Consider the following 14,486-nt stretch of genomic DNA (forward strand, 5'->3'; position numbering starts at 1 on the left):
GCGCTCACCAATCCAGCGCATAACCGGTACTGCCATGCTATTGCCGATAGCTTTGTAGCGCGGCCCGTCTGGGCATTCATCAGCACCCTTCCCGCGCCAGCCGATCAGAGTGTGATTATCTGAAAAGCCCTGAAGGCGCTCGCACTCAATCGGTGTTAGGCGGCGAACTGACATACTCATTGCGACTCCATGCCGGTCGGCGACAGTGAGGCATGGTGATACATCGTGCATAGGTTCAGTTGCGTTTCCGCCGTTTTCAGGGGCGCGGCCTATCCAGTTACCGGGAATACCGTATGCCACGTGCGGGAACTGGTCGCTCATCCCCCTGCCGTGGTCAGATTTAAGCTTAGGAAACACCTCATCACTTGGCGCTGCGCCTGCTGCCCTTGTCAGATTGCCAGGTTGAAATGCTAACGCAGAATTTACGACTATCGGTGCTTCGTGGTTGCAGGTGAGCGTAGGCGCGGAATTGTCCGTTTTAATCTCGGCACCGCCCTGCCCGTGAGCCATAGCGATAATCGGCGTTCCGCGCCCCGTTCCGTCCTCGCTTCCGTCAAAGCCTTCTGCTTTCAGGGTGTGGGAAATGTCGCCATTAACCGACTGAGCTATAATCCCGCATCCTCGCTGGCTGAACAGTTCCTGATTGCTCTGGCCTATTCCTCCGATGTTGTGTGACTGGTTGAGGGTTGTGTGAGGGTTTGCTGGGTTATCCCAGTGACTACCGACTTTAGTACGCTCTCCAGCATTTCTGGCAATTTCCGGTTGCGATTCTCGGCGCGGCGCAGAATCCCGTCGCACGCTGTCGAGCTCAAAAAGTACCGCTGCGGGATCGAATCCTTTTCGAGCACTTGCGACAACGAACACACGGCGGCGTCGTTGGGCCACTCCGAAAAATTGAGCATCAAGGACGCGCCAGGCGATAACCCTTTCTGGTCCAGACACACAACCAGCGTGCGTCCATTTTCCCCCTGCTGGCTGCAACTCACAGCTTTCTCCGGCAAGCCCTGCCAGAAAGCACCCGAAGGCATTGTCTTTGCTGCTGAGAACGCCGGGGACGTTTTCCCAGACGATGATTGATTCTGGCTTACCGCGTTCGCGGCGCTTTGCGTCGATTGCATTGGCTAATTCCACATAAGAGAGAGTTAACTGCCCGCGGTCGTCAGAAAGGCCTTCACGCAAGCCTGCGATGCTGAATGCCTGGCAGGGCGTACCACCGACCAGAACATCAGGCGCTTCGACATCACCAGCGCGCACCGCATCGGCGATTTTGGTCATGTCGCCAAGATTGGTTACTTCTGGCCAGTGATGGGCGAGGACGGCTGAGGGGAATGGTTCGATTTCAGAGAACCACGCAGGTTTCCAGCCGAGAGGTTCCCAGGCTTTGCTGGCGGCTTCGATACCGCTGCACACGCTTCCGTATTTCATGATGCACGCTCCGGATCGTTAACATCCCAGCCATTACGCTCAATATTGGTTTGCAGCCGCTTATCTCCGACCTCATCAATGCTGCGGCCGGTAATCTCTGCGACTTCAGCATTTGAGTGTCGCCACAAGAGCGCCAGCTCTTCGAGTGACCACGCTTTCATAGCACTGACTCCATTTCGTCGATGTAGAGGCCCTGAGCAATCAGTCGGCTACGGCGGGCGGCGCGAGCAATGCACTCCTGCCGTCTGCCTTCCTGCGACTGCTCTATTGCGCGCCGGGTGAATAGCCGCGATTTACCTTGCGGCGTTACAACCTTCGGCTTCGTTACGAGGTCGAAAGTGCGGTCACAGATGCCGTCTTCGTTGAGCCATTTTTCCGACTCAACGATCTGCGCAATCTGTCCGGAGCCGCGGGTAATGCCGTTGGCGACCCGGTTAAACTCGATGAGCGTTACGCCAAACTTCTCAGCGATTTCGCTGCCGGTTACCGGGCGGCCGCGCGTCTGAATCATCCAGATAACGCGCTCACGAAGGCCGGAGAATTGCCCGGTTCGCCCGGGCCTGCGGTAGAAGGGTGTGCGTTTCATGCTGCACGCTCTGTGATTTTCTGAATTTCAGATTCCAGATCTGCAATGAAGCTCTTAACCTCAGACTCGATTTCGCGCGCCAGTTCTTCATCGAAATGAATGCGCTTCTTGAAATAGGCGAGGTCAGGCGGCAGGCGATCATCGAAACTAACGAAATCACACCATTTCCGCCCGGTGCACATCATCTGCGCATGCATTTGCAGCATGTACTGGCGCTTTGGCTCGCCAGTTTTCAGCGTTTCAAGATGGGTCCAGGTGTTGGGGCATTTGATTTCGATAAGCCCGTCGTCGTTGACAAGTCCGTCCGGGCTGGCTGCGAATCCGGGTATGGATGGGTGATCGATGAGTCCAACTTCAGTGATTTCCGCATCGAACTCATTCAGCGCGTACATTTCGCGCGCCACTGGCTCAAGTTCAGTGCCGCGCATCATCGCGGCATTCGAAAACCCTTCCTCCAGCTTCCCGGTCAGCCGTTGGCAAATCAGCTCGGCAATGTAGTTCTGGCGGCTGGTGGAGTAGCCCGACTTAGTCCTGGCCATGACATCAGCCAGGCGACTGGCTGTGACCTTGCCGCAGCGCGCAGCAAACCATTCAGGGGTGCGTTGCTCCATCATTCAGCCTCCGTATCTGCGACATTGACAGGTTCAGCGTTGTCGACGGCAAGACTCATGTCATACATGCGTCGCTTCTCAACTGCGCCGATCACCTGCTTCTCTTCAGCGCTCAGCGCCACCCAGAACTCCTGATACTTAACGGTTCCAAGGCGCGCGGCTGACTCACCTTTTGCGATCAGATCCGGGCGACGGCTATCTGATTCATGGCCCGCATGAACCTCTGCCGTTGTTCCTTCAATCACTCGCTCTGCCTCGTCCTGGTCGAAGATGCCAGCGAAACCAAAGGCCAGACGCGCGCACTGGATCAGCGTCTTGTGGCGAAGCATGCGGGTAGGGTGGGACTGCCATGGCTGAGTGTTGCGCTTACACTCTCCCATGTACTCGGTGACGATAGTCGGGTGCTTACGGTCTTTGCGGTAAATCTTGCAGGTGCACGCGCCTTCCTCTTTGTCGTAAGAGAACTCCATGCCGTCAAACTGAGGATGTTCGTTGATAATGCGAGCCCATCCATCAACGCCGACGACCGGGACAATCCCGCCTTTATCTGGGAATGCGTAAATCTCTTTGGTCCATGGGTTCAGGCCGTACTGGTTGGCGACGATCAGCAGGGCAGTAAACTGCTCGTCGGTGACGTTACCGCCTTTGAACGCTGTGTTCTTCAGCGTATTCATCAGGTCCGTACCGGCATCCATGCCGAGGCGTGCGGCCAGTTTCCCGGCCATGGTGGAAAGTGCAGTACTCATTGTTAATCCCCTCAAAAATTAAAACGGACAGCCGGTACGGTGTTCCCAGTCGTGTTCCGCCTGGGCGTAAGCAACTGCCGAAATGAAATCGTTGTAGGCCTCGCCGGCTCTATCGCTGCGAAGTCCTTCGTATGGGCTGGAGTCGATCGGGACAGTGAAGTGGAAGAGGCCGGACGGCTCTTTTGGCATCATGTCGATGATTTGCTGCGCCCGGTCGTCGATCCACTTCTCTTTCTCGTCTGTGAGCTGCTGCTCAACCCAGCGCCGATCTTCGATGCGGTCGTAAGTGAGGTACGCGTTCATGGCTTAACTCCTGAAGTTTGGATGTGCAGATCCCGCCCGCAAAAAGCCAGGCCGTTCGGTTGAATAGGGTGGTTAGTGCTGGATGGGGTTGCCGTGACCGTCCAGAAGGACGTCAATCACGCAGTCACTGAGGCGGATGATTTCTGCATCGGTGTGCAGGTATACCCATTTGCGCTCCTGAATGACTGCGGAGACGCGATAAGTGCGGCCTTCATGCAATGCCATCATGCCTGGAGTGACGCACTGGCGAATGAGCGGGGTAGTGCCGTAGTGGTGCATCATTTTTTCCCCTCCACCTGAGCCAGTAAGCCAGCAACGTGCATCTGCCAGCGGTTAAGCGTCAACTTTTCACGCGGGTTCGATACCGACGTCAGCTGCCACTCGTTATCGTTGAGCTTTTTGGCTGTGTACTGCTTGCCGTTGTAGGTGACTGTCATGATGCCTCCCGGGCGCGGAGCATCTCGTCGGCCATTTCGTAGGCCCAACCAGGAATAGCTCCCTGCGGCTCATGCGCTGATATCATTGCCTGCATAGCCTTAGCTGCGAAGTAGTCACGCAGCGTCATGCCCGGGCCAGAGTATTTGGAGTCGTAATTATCATCTCGGGTTGGAAACGCCTGTTCGTATTCTTTATTGCTCATAAATCCTCTTGGCCTTATCGCGGCGAACGGAACGGTTAATACAAGACTTCAACGCATTTATTCAGTGTTTCAATGGGCGGTGGATGGCCGCCGGTTGTCATAACTAAGCCGCCTCGGAGAAGCGACTGAGGTATGAAAAAACCCGCCGTGGCGGGTCTTCAGAAATAGTCTTTGTGGTCGTGCATCGCTCGCTCGAGGATTACCTTTGCATCTTCAAAGCTCGAAGATTCAAAAGCCTCTCTTATGGCCTTAGCCAGGCAAGTCGCATCGCTTTCATAGTCATCAGCTCTGCTTTCCCAGTTTGATGCCTCTTCTTCAGCCTCATAAAGGCGATCGCCATACTCGCACTCGAGTTCCTGGCGCACTTCATCACGAAGCTTCTCCTTGATGATCTCGGAGGCTTCTTCAATCGGCATTGTTTCCAGAATCGTCTCTGGCTGATGAGTGCCGTATTTCAGTGAGATGTCAGTAGCAAACATGCAACCTCCAAAAAATGCCCGCGCGCTGGCTGGCCAAGAAGACTTTTCCAATCCAACCAGAACAGGATCATCGTCTCCTGTGCGGTTGAGATGGCAGTATTACCATCACCAAGCATCGGCGCCCGGTGCTTGAGGTTGGCTCTGTAGTTACCCGCTGATGCGGGAGAAATGCTTTGGTCGGTGTGGTGAATGAGGAATCGAACCCCAAGTTCCGCTGGTCTTTTCGCTGTGTTGATCAATCACAGCACCACCAACAAGCCATCAAGCGGCAGCGCTGCCAGTCCCAATAACTTTTCAGTGCCTGCGGATCTATGACCTGTTTCACCACACCCCAAAACATTCCCTGTATTGGTCAGCGCCAACTCTCTGCCAGTGTTGCCCGTTCTCACGCCGTTCTCGCTCTCGCGCGGGGATACTCTCTCACCGACCGGATCGCACCCGGTGATACAGCACGTTTCTCGTGTAAGGGTCTAAACAGGTCATTGACGCTGTAAATCTGCATGTTGTTAAAAAGCAGGCGACTTGCTGTCCGCCGCTGGCTAACTTCGCTCAGCTGTCGATGTTTCGTTTCGATGGATTGAATATACAAAACGTATTCTTATCATGCAATACGAAATGTATAATTGGTGGGTGGTTTTGTGATAACAAATTGTATTCTAAGGTGATTTATTTTTTTAAATACCAGTGCTACGCTTAAAAAAACAGCAGGAGGGATGTGCATGGTTCTGGATGAAGAGCGTATAAGCATGAAAATTCAGGCGATGGGGCGGGCGGTGATGGAATTGTCACTGGCTGATTTACCCATGACCCAGCAAAACATCATCGACAAGCTGAAGCAGTACCGGAAGGAAACAGGAAACGTGATAGGGAAGGGCGTGAACAGGGATGCAGCTGAGATAGTGCGGAAAGGGCAATAAAAAAGCCCGCACGGGCGGGCAGGTAGTGTTGCGATAGTTATTGTTATCAGCTTCAGGCTGAATAGTTATCGGCAGAATGGCGGATAGCTTTATGGGTGGGCAATAAAAAACCCGGCGCGGTGGCCGGGAGTCAGTATTCAATTATCAGTGATGATAGACTTGAGAAAAATCTCGGATGGCTGATATGGGTTGCTTTTAGAGGACGTATGCTTATACGTAATAGTAACGTCAGCTCTGGCTGTATAAATTCTTTTTATTTCATCCGGGTTTATGCCAGGAGCCAAAACTAACTTCACTCTTCTGTCAACCAAACCTGGTATCACTGCAGCCCATTTTTCAGGGTTATCCAAGTCAGTAGCCCTGATCTCAAGGTCGACATCACTGTGATCTCGGGTGTATGTATCTGGGGGAAACTCCACGTCAGTGGGAACCTTTCTTATAGTTTCAGCAGGTATCGTATATTTTACGTCCCCACTCCCAATTACGAGAGTTGCATTCTCATCGTTTCTTGCTGGAGAGAGAATTTTGACAGCGCTTTTGGCTAGTACCTTTTTATCGGTGACGCTACTATCAATGATCGCTTGAATTCTCTCAGGCGTAATCTCTGTCTGTCCGGCGCCAATATTGATAATCGTATTATTATTGGCTTCAAAATGAGAAGTAGTGTTCGGGGCCATGAGCTTGGCCAAGGAAAGAAAAGCGGTGCCAGCAAGGGCGATAACGACAGCCCACAAAAGAGCGTTCCTCACTTTGCCTTCCCCTATATATTTGGTTCTAACACCATCAACAAATTTGTCTAATTCTTCCTCATTGGCAAAGAAAAGTCTAATGAGTAATTTTTCTTTCAGCGATCCAACTTCCAGTTTACTAACTCGAACATCCACGTCTAAAACGTGAGATCCTGTTAATTCTGAAAGAACACCTCTGGACTGCTTTATTAGGGCTTCCCAGCCCTGCAAGGAGGCTATGATTTCCTTAATGCTTGGGTTGTTTCCAATAGAGTAATAAATATCCTCAGTGAACTCTAACTCCAGCAACTCAGCCATACAAATCCTTTCAATATTTTAGAATGTATTTTTGTTTAATCGCTTGCCAACCATTCAATCCTATACTCTGGCTCTTGCTACCAGCTATGCGCCGACCAGAACACCTTGCCGATCAGACCAGCCGCAGCTTCGTCTCTACAGCAACACCGATAATCCGGCAGTTACCATTAATCGGCACGAGTGGCCATTGCGGGTTAAGGCCCTTCAGGTACTTCTGCGCACCGTCGATCACTAACTTCTTAAATGTTGCCTCGTTCGAATCGGATAGCTTAGCTATAACCAGACTGCCATTTACCGCATCTCTACCGGTGTCGAAAAGTACATAGGTTCCTTCAGGTATGCTCAAGCCAGTAGGGGCTGTCATTGACTCGCCCTCAACGAGCAACCAGAACGCGTCACCCTGAATGTGAGCATTCGACTCAAGCCACAGATCTATATCTTTTAGGGTGTATGGCTCAACCGCTTCGCACCATGAACCAGCCTGGACACTGCTGATTACTGGATACTTGTTACCAGGATTGTAGGGGCCAGCGTACTCCACATCACCCTTAAGCGTGTCGTCAATGATCATACCGCCAGCTCCTACGGAGAAGTTCTTTTTGCCAAGGAACTGCAATATTTTTGCGATCTCGGAAAGGCTTGGCTCACGCCGAGCGTTCAGCCAATGACTTACCGCACCTTTAGTAATACCGAGGTGCTCCGCCAGCTGTTCCTGATTGATGCCCTGACTTTTCATCAGGGTCTTAGCTAAGTCGTACCATTTCATAGTCATACCCGAATGATACAAGTTGTATATATTTGCGCGAGCCACAATTCGTATATTTTACTTGCGAACAAAGAATACAAAACGTATATTTAAGTTGTTTAAAGGAGACCCGACATGAACAATATCCGAAAAATCCGCAGAAACATCGGTTTGACTCAGCGACAGATTGCCGAAGAGCTGAACCTGTCGACAGGTGCGGTTTGCCATTACGAAAAAAATAAACGCAGCTTAAGCCTTGAGCAGTGCCGGGCGATTGTTGCAGCTCTGAATAAGCATGGCGCTTCAGTAAGCGTTGATGACGTTTTTCCACCAATCAGCAACAACGCCGCCTAATTGGCGGCCCTAACCACGAAAGGGAAAGCAATGCATTCACTTGCGTATCAACAAGGTAACAAATTTTCGCCAACGGCGATGATTTACCAGAATCGCCGGGAGCCTGATTCCGCGGCGTTAAACATCGATGGGATCCGCGCAGCTGTTCGCGCCTGGGCAGCTGATTGCCGCAGCCGTGAATTTGTTGCGGCGCTGATTGTGGAAGAGTGGCGGGCTACCGGCGGCACCGGTCTGGATATCCCGACCGACTCTCACCGCCAGATGCAGAAGGTATTCCGCTGGATCGATGGCGACACCGAATACGCCGCCAACAACATTCGCCAGCTGGCCCCGGCAATCATGTCCGTCCTGCCGCTGGAGTACCGCAACCGCCTGGCACCCCAGAATGACACGATGTCGCTGATAGCCTCTGCGATGAAAGAGTGTGCCGAAGCTAAACAGGCCGTGCTGCTGGACGCTCCAGAGCATCAGAAGCTGAAAGAGGTAAGCGAAGGTATAGCGTCGCTGTTCCGCCTCATGCCGGAGCAAGTAGGGCCGCTGATGACGATGGTGACGTCGATGCTGGGGGTTATATGAGAACTACAGAAATGGCGAAAGCCGGTCTGCGCGAACAGAACCGACTTTCTGGTGCAAAAACGAGAGTAGTTGCAGGAGGAATAATGGCAAAAAATCCACGCTATTACCATACCGCTGTACATAAAAACATAACCCGCGACCGCTTCATCCGCTCGGTTAACCCGATTGTGGCAGAGAAGATGCGCGCCATCTTGGAAGAACTGAAACGTAAGGAGAGTGGCCGTGGGTAACGTATCCAATTTAGCCGAAGCCAGAGAGGCCAGAAGGCTCCAGAAACCGCGCACGAATGACGGTAAGGGGTTTGCCTTGCTGCACCGTAAAATTATGGATGTGCCGTTCTATAAGGACGCTGAGGCGGCTCATTTATGGGTTCACCTGCTCCTGCGCGCTAATCACGAACAGACACTGGTATCTACTGATGTTGGCGATGTGATCTGCGAGCGCGGAGAGTTCATCACTGGACGAAATACTCTGGCAATGGAAACAGGCTTGACCGCTGATCGCGTTAAATCACTGCTCCGTAAATTCCAGAACCTGGGCATGATCACCACCAAATCGAACAACCGTTTTACTGTTCTAAAAGTGGTCAAATATGACGAATATCAGTCAAATTTTTGTCCAGCCGATGTCCAGCCAGTGTCCAGCGCAAACGCAGTTGTACCAATGCCTGCGGAGGTGGAGTGTCCAGCCGATGTCCAGCCAGTGTCCACAGATAACAATATATTAAATAACTTACTACCTAACGGTAGTAAGTATGTCGCAAATGACCAGAAGCCCGCTGAAGAGAAAAAGTCCCGTTTGTCATGCGATGAAGTATGGCAATGCCTGAAAGACGAACTGCCTGAAGCCCGGGGATGGAGATGCCTCACTGATGAGCGACGCAATCTGATCCGCACCTTCTGGGGTAAGGCTAACAAGATTGCCCGCAACCTGGACGGCAAGCCGATGGATATGGATGGGTTCAGAAGTTATCTGCGTTACATCGCTCAGAACTGCCGCTGGATGCTTGAAGACCGACCAGACCAGAAATCCGGGAAGACCTGGCGCCGCATGAAATTCGATAAGTTCCTGACCGAAAAGCTCTACATCGAAGTGCGCGAGGGGGATCGTGATGACCGCTGAATTCATGGCTGTACCACAAAACCTCGAAGCAGAGCAGAGCGTTATCGGTGGCCTGCTGCTGGATGATGACAACAGCGAGCGAGTCCAGAAGGTTCTGGCGATGCTCAAGCCTGAGTCGTTCTACAGCCGACCTCACCAGCTGATCTTTGCCGAGATGCGCCAGATGTTCCGCGACAATAAGCCAGTCGATGGCCTGACATTGTTCGACGCGCTTGAAGGCAAAGGTCTCGCGGAGCAGGTAGGTGGCTTTGCTTACCTGGCGGAGATCGCCAAGAACACTCCCAGCGCTGCAAACATCGTGGCTTACGCAGCATCAGTCCGGGAAGCCGCAATGGAGCGCTACGGTATCAACCGCCTGACCGAAGCTACTGAACTGCTGTATTCCCGCAACGGCATGAGCGCTACGCAGAAGTACGAGGCCATTCAGGGTATTTTCACCCAGCTCGCAGACCATTCAAAAACTGGAAGTCGCCGTGGGTTGCGGTCGTTCGGCGAGGTTATGGATGACTGGGTAGCAGATCTGGAGAAGCGATTTGACCCTTCAGGCGAACAGCGTGGCATGAGCACCGGCATACCGTCACTCGACAGGCTGCTGGCGCCGAAAGGTCTGGTTAAAGGCTCTCTGTTCGTAATTGGCGCAAGGCCAAAAATGGGCAAGACAACCCTGTACGGGCAGATGGCGATCAACTGCGCGGTTCGTGAGAAAAAACCAGCGCTGATGTTCAGCCTCGAAATGCCTGGCGACCAGATCCTTGAAAAGCTGGTTGGTCAGAAGTCCGGCATTAACCCGAGCATTTTTTACATGCCCGTCACGGATGACGCCGATGACCAGTACCAGGGCGACTACGACGGCGACTTTAAGAAGGCGATAGCAACAGCCGGGCGGCTGAGTGAAATCGACATGCTGTACATCGACGACACCCCGGGCCTGTCACTGGCGCACATTGTTAGCGAAAGCCGCCGAATCAAACGCGAGAAGGGCTGCGTAGGCATGATTTTGGTTGACTACCTGACGCTGATGACCGCCGAAAAGGCCGACCGTAATGACCTGGCCTACGGGATGATCACCAAAGGGTTGAAGAACCTCGCCAAAGAGCTTGGCTGCGTCGTCGTGCTGCTGACCCAGCTTAACCGCGAACTGGAGAAGCGAGTGAATAAACGCCCTTTACCGAGCGATTCCCGCGACACAGGACAGATTGAGCAGGACTGCGACTACTGGGTTGGTATCCACCGGGAAGGTGCTTTCGATGACAGCGTGCCGCCTGGAGAAACCGAGTTAATCCTGCGACTCAACCGCCACGGCAGTACCGGAACGGTTTATTGCAATCAGATAAACGGTGCAATTTACGACACAGACCAGCAGGCCGCCGCCGCAGAACGCCGCGGGCGCGAGCAGCAGCCGAAAAAGAAAGGGGGCTACTGATGAAAGGCAAACAGGCAATTCTGCGTTATCTCGAAACGCACCAGACCTTCACAGCGAAGGATGTGGCCACAGAGTGCGGCATGACCATCAACTGCATCACGAAGAATGCTATCGATCTGGAGCGGTCCCGCAAGATTGTCCGGGTGAGCAAGGTCTGGCGAACGGTGACTTATCGCCTGGCGACGCCGGAAGAGCAGGACGGCACCGCGCGCAGCTGCACCAACGGAATATTTCAGGAGTGCCGCAACAGCCCGGCGATGAAGCGAGTATTGATGGTTTGGGGGAGGGTAGGGGTATGAAAATTTACATCGCAGGACCAATGACGGGTTACGAAAACTACAACCGTCCGATGTTTAACGCAGTAGCACAGCAGATGTTATCAGGTGGTCATGTGGTATTAAATCCGGCCGCGCTCCCGGATGGTTTATCTCAGCGTGAGTATATGGACATCTGCCTGGCGATGCTTCGCTGCGCCGACGCCATTCACATGCTGCATGGGTGGCAAGAGTCTGAGGGTGCCGTCGCTGAGCATGCCATGGCTAAAAAGCTGGGAATTAAAGTTTCTTACCAATTTGAAGGAGCTGCCGCATGAAACCAACATACCAAGAACTTGAAGCCAAGTGCGCGGCTCTGGCTGCGGAGAATGCGGGGCTGAAGGATGAAATCTCCAATATTACTTTCATGCGGGATGATGACTTCTTTGGCTCCACTCAGCGAGCGCAGGAAGTTATGGGGCGTCTAGTCAACGTCAAGACCCCGGCCACCGACGCTTTCCTGGCTGAAGTGCGGGCGCAGGTTTGGATTGAAGGTAACGAGCCAGCAGAATTTGGTCGTTACTGGGTGCGTTACGAAACCGACGTCGGGCCGAGATATTGCTCTGCTCAGTGGCTGGAACACAACTTCTGTGCAGGCAGCGATACCAACATCCACAGAATCTGGTTTGCTGACCATTCCCGTGCGATTAACTCTCTGCGTGGCGTGACGCACTATACGCAACTGCCAACTGCACTGGAATCATCACAGCTTCGAAAAGGAGTGCAGTCATGACACGCATACGTAACTTTGGCTGGAATCGACTCAAGCTGGCAACCCTGTCTTACGAAGAGATAAGCGCTCTCGAAGAACAGGTAAAGCAGGAGCACGCCTGCAAAGACGGCATCCACATGTACGATAAAGCAGGCCGTGACAAGCTCGATGCTCTGAGCTGGGCCGTATACAACAAGCAGAAGCAGGAGGCCGCCCAATGAGCAACATCGACAAACAGGCAGTGCAAGCAGTTGCCGATTTGAAAGCTGGTTACACCCTAGGTCACGCTGACGTTGAAATCATACAGCAGATGGCTCTTGACGCGGTGACGCTACATGATGCGCTGGAAGCCGCAGAGAAGCGGATTGCTGAGCTGGAAAGCGATAATGCATACATCAAAAACCGCTACAAAGAACTGGACCTGCTAATCGGGAAAAACATTCTGGTAATGCAAGCCGCAATCATCGAATGGCAAGGAACTGGCGACGCCAAAAAGGGTCTGGCTTGGATTTATAACACGCTGTTTGGGCCAGGCGAACTGCCGGACGAATCGGAGAAAGACGCCCAGGCTTATTTTGACCGTAAATATGCTCCTCTGGACGAAGAGCTCATGAATCTTCACCGATGGTTCTGGGAGCAGAGCGAAGCTGAGCGCGCCGCCGCAGCCGCTAAAGGAGAGTGAGCATGGCTTTATCGCACGACGAACTATGCCAGATCGCTTACTCCTTCCTGAAACGAAATGGATTCAAGGTGTGCTTTCATGACCGTTTTGTGGCAGTGACCAGTACCGGAGAGCAACCAGATGCGATGGGATTCAGAAATTTTGCGTCCTGCCTGATCGAGGCAAAGTGCTCCCGCGCTGACCTGCTCGCTGACAGGAAAAAGCGATTCCGGCAGAACCCTGAACTCGGTATGGGTGATTGGCGATTTTTTATCAGCGAGCCTGGCATTATCACTGTCGATGATTTGCCTGCCGGGTGGGGACTACTCCACGTAATTAACGGCAAGGTGCGAAAAGTTCATGGTTGGCCAGTGGGAAACTGCTGCTGGGGAAACCCTGAAGATAAGCCATTTACAGGCAATAAGCAGGTTGAATGCGACTACATGCTGTCTGCATTGCGCCGCATGGAGTTACGTGGCCATCTCAATGAAATTTATGACGGCGTCATAGTCAACAAAACAGAAGGAAGCGCATCATGAGCACTATTACCAAAGAACGCCTGGAGCCGGCTATTGAGCGCCTGGAGCATTACGCTACGAACGTGAAATGGACAAGCGTGCAGGCAGCGCAGGACATGCATATCGCTGCTGATGCCATGCGTCGTTTACTGGCATCGCTCGAAGCGGAGCCTGTGGCGTGGCTACTGTCAGGCGGCGGCGCAAAAAACAACGTCAGCTTCGATAGTGGCAATGCTTATACTGACCCGCTGCGAGAAGTAACGCCGCTTTACACCGCCCCGCCAGCGCCAGCCAATGCCGAACCCGTAGCGTGGCTGTGGTCACACAGAAAACACCCGAGTGAAGTATCTCTCGTTAGGCCTGAAGATGATGAGAGAGCTGAAGGAGCTCACTGGTCTGGGTGGAGTTGTCAGGCGCTATATGCCGCCCCTCCAGCGCCGGTATCTGTGCCTGATGAAGTTTGCTGGGAAGATGTTCCAGAGGAAATCACCGAAGACGATATGGCTCTTGCATCAGCATGGGCACATGGATTCAATCAGTGCCGCGCCGCCATGCTTAAGCACTCTGAGCCATTCATAGTAACGAGCGATCATCGCATGATGGAGATGCCTCAAGTTGAGGCTATCAACGCTGTCACCGCCATGCTTCAGGGTGTCGAAAACGCCGAGACGCCCACCACCATGCAGACCGCACCAGCTCTTGATTCTTCGCCAAAAATTGCCGAGTTGCCCAGCGGAAACTCTCCGGTTATTCCGGATGGTTGGGTGATGGTGCCAGAAGATCCAACCCATGAAATGCTTGAGGCTGGTGATGAACAATTCGGAACTTACGATGTGTATCGCCGGATGATAGCAGCATCACCGCAGCAGGAGGTGAAGTGATGGGCAAGTTTACTTTCGTCATTGAGTTCGAAGACGGCAAGGATCCGCCAGTACATGCCCATATGGAAGCTTTGGGCGGGAAGGTTGTAGCGGTCGCGTTCCGGGATGCATTGAGCGAGGGTAATCCTACGCAGACGATCACTACCCATCCTCAGGTGCTTAGTGAGATGCGGTGCTTTATCTGCAATGGTAAGCATCCTATCGGTGTCGCCTGCCCACTAAGTTCGCCATCAGTGGTATCGCATAATGCCTGACCCATTCGACGCATAACAAACAGGCCTCTTCGGAGGCCTTTCTCTTGAGTTGATTTTGTTGAATCAACCGTCCATACTTTCTTTGCTGATGGCCTGAACACCCATTGGTGACTTCTGCGCATTTAAGGGGACTTAAATGCGACCACAATCTGAACTCCTCACCTTGTCACAGA

At 52.8% G+C, this 14,486-nt stretch carries 25 protein-coding genes and 1 pseudogene; 14 read left to right on the forward strand and 12 right to left on the reverse strand.

The features are described from left to right. Positions 1 to 9 precede the first annotated feature (9 nt). The 10 genes and pseudogenes from BFV64_RS24970 to BFV64_RS09900 all read right to left on the reverse strand — a co-directional run. Positions 10 to 1,425, reverse strand: a pseudogene (locus BFV64_RS24970) (DNA cytosine methyltransferase); the annotation flags it as partial. Beyond that, the gene (locus BFV64_RS25735; RefSeq protein ID WP_167353005.1) at positions 1,422 to 1,586 is read right to left on the reverse strand and encodes a hypothetical protein; all 165 of its coding nucleotides are present in this window, start codon (positions 1,584 to 1,586) and stop codon (positions 1,422 to 1,424) included. The pseudogene BFV64_RS24970 and the gene BFV64_RS25735, both read right to left, overlap by 4 nt. Next, positions 1,583 to 2,011, reverse strand: a complete 429-nt coding sequence (locus BFV64_RS09865) for a regulator (RefSeq protein WP_069601977.1) — start codon at positions 2,009 to 2,011, stop codon at positions 1,583 to 1,585. Before BFV64_RS09865 ends, BFV64_RS25735 begins: the two co-directional genes overlap by 4 nt. Continuing rightward, positions 2,008 to 2,625 carry a lambda exonuclease family protein gene (locus BFV64_RS09870; RefSeq protein WP_069601978.1) on the reverse strand — a complete coding sequence of 206 codons (618 nt, stop codon included), beginning with the start codon at positions 2,623 to 2,625 and terminating at the stop codon, positions 2,008 to 2,010. The genes BFV64_RS09865 and BFV64_RS09870 overlap by 4 nt, the downstream gene beginning before the upstream one ends. Next, positions 2,622 to 3,368: a phage recombination protein Bet gene (gene bet, locus BFV64_RS09875; RefSeq protein ID WP_032621589.1), complete on the reverse strand. Its 747-nt coding sequence runs from the start codon at positions 3,366 to 3,368 to the stop codon at positions 2,622 to 2,624. Before bet ends, BFV64_RS09870 begins: the two co-directional genes overlap by 4 nt. An 18-nt stretch (positions 3,369 to 3,386) precedes the next feature. Further along, on the reverse strand, positions 3,387 to 3,671 hold the full coding sequence (gene gamL / locus BFV64_RS09880; protein ID WP_069601979.1) for a host nuclease inhibitor GamL: 285 nt from the start codon (positions 3,669 to 3,671) through the stop codon (positions 3,387 to 3,389). A gap of 72 nt (positions 3,672 to 3,743) precedes the next feature. Beyond that, the gene (locus BFV64_RS09885; RefSeq protein ID WP_058657563.1) at positions 3,744 to 3,953 is read right to left on the reverse strand and encodes a cell division protein FtsZ; all 210 of its coding nucleotides are present in this window, start codon (positions 3,951 to 3,953) and stop codon (positions 3,744 to 3,746) included. Beyond that, positions 3,950 to 4,108, reverse strand: coding sequence for a hypothetical protein (locus tag BFV64_RS25740; protein ID WP_069601980.1), 159 nt, complete (start codon positions 4,106 to 4,108; stop codon positions 3,950 to 3,952). Before BFV64_RS25740 ends, BFV64_RS09885 begins: the two co-directional genes overlap by 4 nt. After that, complete coding sequence (locus BFV64_RS09895) at positions 4,105 to 4,311, reverse strand: hypothetical protein (RefSeq protein WP_069601981.1); 207 nt, start codon at positions 4,309 to 4,311, stop codon at positions 4,105 to 4,107. Before BFV64_RS09895 ends, BFV64_RS25740 begins: the two co-directional genes overlap by 4 nt. A gap of 158 nt (positions 4,312 to 4,469) precedes the next feature. Beyond that, a complete protein-coding gene (locus tag BFV64_RS09900) occupies positions 4,470 to 4,790 on the reverse strand; it encodes a hypothetical protein (RefSeq protein ID WP_069601982.1) in 321 nt (106 codons plus the stop codon). 719 nt (positions 4,791 to 5,509) lie between these two features. On the opposite strand from BFV64_RS09900, the gene BFV64_RS09905 reads away from it, so the two are divergent. Next, a complete protein-coding gene (locus BFV64_RS09905) occupies positions 5,510 to 5,707 on the forward strand; it encodes a hypothetical protein (RefSeq protein WP_026080591.1) in 198 nt (65 codons plus the stop codon). Positions 5,708 to 5,844: 137 nt separating this feature from the next. On the opposite strand, the gene BFV64_RS09910 is transcribed toward BFV64_RS09905, so the two are convergent. Together BFV64_RS09910 and BFV64_RS09915 are read right to left on the reverse strand one after the other, a co-directional pair. Continuing rightward, the gene (locus tag BFV64_RS09910) at positions 5,845 to 6,753 is read right to left on the reverse strand and encodes a hypothetical protein (RefSeq protein ID WP_023306034.1); all 909 of its coding nucleotides are present in this window, start codon (positions 6,751 to 6,753) and stop codon (positions 5,845 to 5,847) included. Positions 6,754 to 6,865: 112 nt separating this feature from the next. Then, positions 6,866 to 7,525: a LexA family protein gene (locus tag BFV64_RS09915; RefSeq protein ID WP_069601983.1), complete on the reverse strand. Its 660-nt coding sequence runs from the start codon at positions 7,523 to 7,525 to the stop codon at positions 6,866 to 6,868. A gap of 108 nt (positions 7,526 to 7,633) precedes the next feature. Here BFV64_RS09915 and BFV64_RS09920 point away from each other — a divergent pair, with 108 nt between their 5' ends. The 13 genes from BFV64_RS09920 (at position 7,634) to BFV64_RS09975 (ending at position 14,313) form a co-directional block, all read left to right on the forward strand. Further along, positions 7,634 to 7,852: a helix-turn-helix transcriptional regulator gene (locus tag BFV64_RS09920; protein WP_022650973.1), complete on the forward strand. Its 219-nt coding sequence runs from the start codon at positions 7,634 to 7,636 to the stop codon at positions 7,850 to 7,852. A gap of 30 nt (positions 7,853 to 7,882) precedes the next feature. Beyond that, positions 7,883 to 8,428, forward strand: a complete 546-nt coding sequence (locus BFV64_RS09925; protein WP_069601984.1) for a toxin YdaT family protein — start codon at positions 7,883 to 7,885, stop codon at positions 8,426 to 8,428. Between the two features lie 83 nt (positions 8,429 to 8,511). After that, on the forward strand, positions 8,512 to 8,658 hold the full coding sequence (locus tag BFV64_RS25745) for a hypothetical protein (protein WP_015571544.1): 147 nt from the start codon (positions 8,512 to 8,514) through the stop codon (positions 8,656 to 8,658). Continuing rightward, a complete protein-coding gene (locus tag BFV64_RS09930; RefSeq protein ID WP_063944937.1) occupies positions 8,651 to 9,550 on the forward strand; it encodes a hypothetical protein in 900 nt (299 codons plus the stop codon). Before BFV64_RS25745 ends, BFV64_RS09930 begins: the two co-directional genes overlap by 8 nt. After that, positions 9,540 to 10,973, forward strand: coding sequence for a DnaB-like helicase C-terminal domain-containing protein (locus tag BFV64_RS09935; RefSeq protein WP_069601985.1), 1,434 nt, complete (start codon positions 9,540 to 9,542; stop codon positions 10,971 to 10,973). The genes BFV64_RS09930 and BFV64_RS09935 overlap by 11 nt, the downstream gene beginning before the upstream one ends. Then, a complete protein-coding gene (locus tag BFV64_RS09940; RefSeq protein WP_069601986.1) occupies positions 10,973 to 11,272 on the forward strand; it encodes a protein ren in 300 nt (99 codons plus the stop codon). The genes BFV64_RS09935 and BFV64_RS09940 overlap by 1 nt, the downstream gene beginning before the upstream one ends. Next, on the forward strand, positions 11,269 to 11,565 hold the full coding sequence (locus BFV64_RS09945) for a DUF4406 domain-containing protein (protein ID WP_069601987.1): 297 nt from the start codon (positions 11,269 to 11,271) through the stop codon (positions 11,563 to 11,565). The genes BFV64_RS09940 and BFV64_RS09945 overlap by 4 nt, the downstream gene beginning before the upstream one ends. Further along, on the forward strand, positions 11,562 to 12,020 hold the full coding sequence (locus tag BFV64_RS25855; protein WP_235611142.1) for a hypothetical protein: 459 nt from the start codon (positions 11,562 to 11,564) through the stop codon (positions 12,018 to 12,020). Before BFV64_RS09945 ends, BFV64_RS25855 begins: the two co-directional genes overlap by 4 nt. Beyond that, the gene (locus tag BFV64_RS09955; RefSeq protein WP_069601988.1) at positions 12,017 to 12,220 is read left to right on the forward strand and encodes a hypothetical protein; all 204 of its coding nucleotides are present in this window, start codon (positions 12,017 to 12,019) and stop codon (positions 12,218 to 12,220) included. Before BFV64_RS25855 ends, BFV64_RS09955 begins: the two co-directional genes overlap by 4 nt. Then, positions 12,217 to 12,681 (forward strand): hypothetical protein, encoded by a 465-nt coding sequence (locus BFV64_RS09960; protein ID WP_069601989.1) that lies wholly within the window; start codon positions 12,217 to 12,219, stop codon positions 12,679 to 12,681. The genes BFV64_RS09955 and BFV64_RS09960 overlap by 4 nt, the downstream gene beginning before the upstream one ends. Positions 12,682 to 12,683: 2 nt before the next feature. Beyond that, on the forward strand, positions 12,684 to 13,199 hold the full coding sequence (locus BFV64_RS09965) for a hypothetical protein (protein WP_069601990.1): 516 nt from the start codon (positions 12,684 to 12,686) through the stop codon (positions 13,197 to 13,199). Further along, positions 13,196 to 14,059: a hypothetical protein gene (locus BFV64_RS25860; RefSeq protein WP_081330956.1), complete on the forward strand. Its 864-nt coding sequence runs from the start codon at positions 13,196 to 13,198 to the stop codon at positions 14,057 to 14,059. The genes BFV64_RS09965 and BFV64_RS25860 overlap by 4 nt, the downstream gene beginning before the upstream one ends. Beyond that, entirely contained in the window at positions 14,059 to 14,313 is a 255-nt protein-coding gene (locus BFV64_RS09975; RefSeq protein WP_069601991.1) for a hypothetical protein, read from the forward strand. The genes BFV64_RS25860 and BFV64_RS09975 overlap by 1 nt, the downstream gene beginning before the upstream one ends. Positions 14,314 to 14,486: the final 173 nt, after the last annotated feature.

The organism is Enterobacter kobei, from assembly GCF_001729765.1.
GTDB lineage: Bacteria > Pseudomonadota > Gammaproteobacteria > Enterobacterales > Enterobacteriaceae > Enterobacter > Enterobacter kobei.

Excerpts from the sequence above, each read along its gene's own strand:
- BFV64_RS09960 (WP_069601989.1), top strand. The coding sequence starts at position 12,217 with ATGAGCAACATCGACAAACAGGCAGTGCAAGCAGTTGCCGATTTGAAA.
- BFV64_RS09935 (WP_069601985.1), top strand. The coding sequence starts at position 9,540 with ATGACCGCTGAATTCATGGCTGTACCACAAAACCTCGAAGCAGAGCAG.
- BFV64_RS09955 (WP_069601988.1), top strand. The coding sequence starts at position 12,017 with ATGACACGCATACGTAACTTTGGCTGGAATCGACTCAAGCTGGCAACC.
- BFV64_RS09905 (WP_026080591.1), top strand. The coding sequence starts at position 5,510 with ATGGTTCTGGATGAAGAGCGTATAAGCATGAAAATTCAGGCGATGGGG.
- BFV64_RS09915 (WP_069601983.1), bottom strand. The coding sequence starts at position 7,525 with ATGACTATGAAATGGTACGACTTAGCTAAGACCCTGATGAAAAGTCAG.
- BFV64_RS09870 (WP_069601978.1), bottom strand. The coding sequence starts at position 2,625 with ATGATGGAGCAACGCACCCCTGAATGGTTTGCTGCGCGCTGCGGCAAG.
- BFV64_RS09900 (WP_069601982.1), bottom strand. The coding sequence starts at position 4,790 with ATGTTTGCTACTGACATCTCACTGAAATACGGCACTCATCAGCCAGAG.
- BFV64_RS09965 (WP_069601990.1), top strand. The coding sequence starts at position 12,684 with ATGGCTTTATCGCACGACGAACTATGCCAGATCGCTTACTCCTTCCTG.
- BFV64_RS25855 (WP_235611142.1), top strand. The coding sequence starts at position 11,562 with ATGAAACCAACATACCAAGAACTTGAAGCCAAGTGCGCGGCTCTGGCT.
- gamL (WP_069601979.1), bottom strand. The coding sequence starts at position 3,671 with ATGAACGCGTACCTCACTTACGACCGCATCGAAGATCGGCGCTGGGTT.
- BFV64_RS09925 (WP_069601984.1), top strand. The coding sequence starts at position 7,883 with ATGCATTCACTTGCGTATCAACAAGGTAACAAATTTTCGCCAACGGCG.
- bet (WP_032621589.1), bottom strand. The coding sequence starts at position 3,368 with ATGAGTACTGCACTTTCCACCATGGCCGGGAAACTGGCCGCACGCCTC.
- BFV64_RS09940 (WP_069601986.1), top strand. The coding sequence starts at position 10,973 with ATGAAAGGCAAACAGGCAATTCTGCGTTATCTCGAAACGCACCAGACC.
- BFV64_RS09920 (WP_022650973.1), top strand. The coding sequence starts at position 7,634 with ATGAACAATATCCGAAAAATCCGCAGAAACATCGGTTTGACTCAGCGA.
- BFV64_RS25735 (WP_167353005.1), bottom strand. The coding sequence starts at position 1,586 with ATGAAAGCGTGGTCACTCGAAGAGCTGGCGCTCTTGTGGCGACACTCA.
- BFV64_RS25860 (WP_081330956.1), top strand. The coding sequence starts at position 13,196 with ATGAGCACTATTACCAAAGAACGCCTGGAGCCGGCTATTGAGCGCCTG.
- BFV64_RS09975 (WP_069601991.1), top strand. The coding sequence starts at position 14,059 with ATGGGCAAGTTTACTTTCGTCATTGAGTTCGAAGACGGCAAGGATCCG.
- BFV64_RS09895 (WP_069601981.1), bottom strand. The coding sequence starts at position 4,311 with ATGAGCAATAAAGAATACGAACAGGCGTTTCCAACCCGAGATGATAAT.
- BFV64_RS09945 (WP_069601987.1), top strand. The coding sequence starts at position 11,269 with ATGAAAATTTACATCGCAGGACCAATGACGGGTTACGAAAACTACAAC.
- BFV64_RS09885 (WP_058657563.1), bottom strand. The coding sequence starts at position 3,953 with ATGATGCACCACTACGGCACTACCCCGCTCATTCGCCAGTGCGTCACT.
- BFV64_RS25740 (WP_069601980.1), bottom strand. The coding sequence starts at position 4,108 with ATGACAGTCACCTACAACGGCAAGCAGTACACAGCCAAAAAGCTCAAC.
- BFV64_RS25745 (WP_015571544.1), top strand. The coding sequence starts at position 8,512 with ATGGCAAAAAATCCACGCTATTACCATACCGCTGTACATAAAAACATA.
- BFV64_RS09910 (WP_023306034.1), bottom strand. The coding sequence starts at position 6,753 with ATGGCTGAGTTGCTGGAGTTAGAGTTCACTGAGGATATTTATTACTCT.
- BFV64_RS09865 (WP_069601977.1), bottom strand. The coding sequence starts at position 2,011 with ATGAAACGCACACCCTTCTACCGCAGGCCCGGGCGAACCGGGCAATTC.